The 1,465-nt window shown below is 62.7% G+C and carries 1 protein-coding gene; it reads right to left on the bottom strand.

Translation table 11 applies throughout. The annotated features are described in order from the left end of the window. A partial coding sequence (locus tag Cth01_RS23905; protein WP_052703467.1) for a methyl-accepting chemotaxis protein occupies positions 1 to 1,465 on the bottom strand: 1,465 nt, incomplete at both ends.

Below are 1,465 nucleotides of genomic sequence, written 5' to 3'. Positions count from 1 at the left end.
GATTCTTCACCTGCCATTGCATGCTGCTGGAAGCCTGCGCCCCCTGGGTCACCAGCTGCGCGTTCTGCTGCGTCAGATAGTCCATGTCCGCCACCGACTTCCCTACCTGGCTGATCTCCTCGCTTTGTTCGCGCGTGGCCTTGCTGATCTCGGCAATGAAGTCCGCCACGCTGCGCGCCTGGGAGACGATATCCCCGATATTGCTCCCCGCATCGCTGACCACCAGAGAGCCCGCCTCGATGGTGGCCGTGCTGGCCTGAATCAGCGCCTTGATCTCCTTGGCAGCATCGGCGCTGCGCTGCGCCAGGGCCCGCACCTCGCCGGCAACGACGGCAAACCCCCTGCCATGCTCGCCCGCGCGGGCGGCCTCCACGGCCGCATTCAGCGCCAGCAAATTGGTTTGAAAGGCAATGCTGTCAATCACGCCGACGATGTCGGCAATGCGGCGGGAGTTGGCCGTGATCGACTCCATGGTGGAGACGATCTGATCCATGGACTGGCCCCCGCGCAAGGCCGCCGCGCTGGCTTCGCTGGCCAGCACACCGGCTTTTTGTGCCGTATCGGCGCTGGACTGAACCCGGGCCGTGATCTGCTCCATGGAGGCCGAGGTCTGGGCCACATTCACCGCCAGCTGCTCCGTCTGCCCGTGCAGATAGCTGTTGCCCTGCTCGATTTCGTTACAAGCCTGCTGAACATTGAGCGCCTGCTGATTCACATCGTCCACCAGCCAGCGGAACATGAGACCGATCTGGTTGACCGTGCGCAGCGTGGTGCCGATTTCATCCGAGCGCTGCAAGTATTCCGTCTGCCGGTTGTTGCCGGTTGCCACGTTCAGCGACTGACGCTTGAGCAGCTCCAGCGGCGTGGCGAACTGACTCTCGAGCAACAGCGTCATCACCATCAGGGCCACCGTCATGAAGGCCGCCATCGACAAAAACTGCATCTGGCTTTGACCCAGCAGCCAGGCCCCAAGCACCAGGACGGCCCACAAGGCCAGCGCGTTCAGGCGAATGCGCCGGCGCACCCCCATGTGCCGCCAGATCGACAGCAGCTTCCCCAGCCCTTTCTTGGAGACTATGCCTTTGTGCAACTCGGGAGCGGAACCGCCCTTGTCGTGCATGGACTCATACAGCTTTTGCGCCGCCTCGACCTCTTTGCGCTCGGGTTGGGTGCGCACCGACATATAGCCCTTGGCCTTGTCATTGCGGATGATGGGAATGGCATTGGCCCGAACCCAGTAGTGGTCCCCGTTCTTGCGCCGGTTCTTGACCAGTGCGCTCCAGGGCTCGCCGCTTTTGAGGGTGGCCCACATGTCGGCAAAAGCGGCCGGTGGCATGTCCGGGTGGCGCACCAGATTGTGCGTCTGGCCAAGGATCTCTTGCGGCTCGAAGCCGCTGACCTCCATGAACGCCTGATTGGCATATTTGATGTAGCTCTCCGTGTCCGTGGTGGACATCAGAGTCGC

This window comes from Comamonas thiooxydans (genome assembly GCF_000964545.1).
GTDB classification, from domain to species: Bacteria; Pseudomonadota; Gammaproteobacteria; order Burkholderiales; family Burkholderiaceae_C; genus Comamonas; species Comamonas thiooxydans.
The sequence above is the reverse complement of the archived record's forward strand: the minus strand, read 5'-3'. Positions and strand labels throughout refer to the sequence as shown.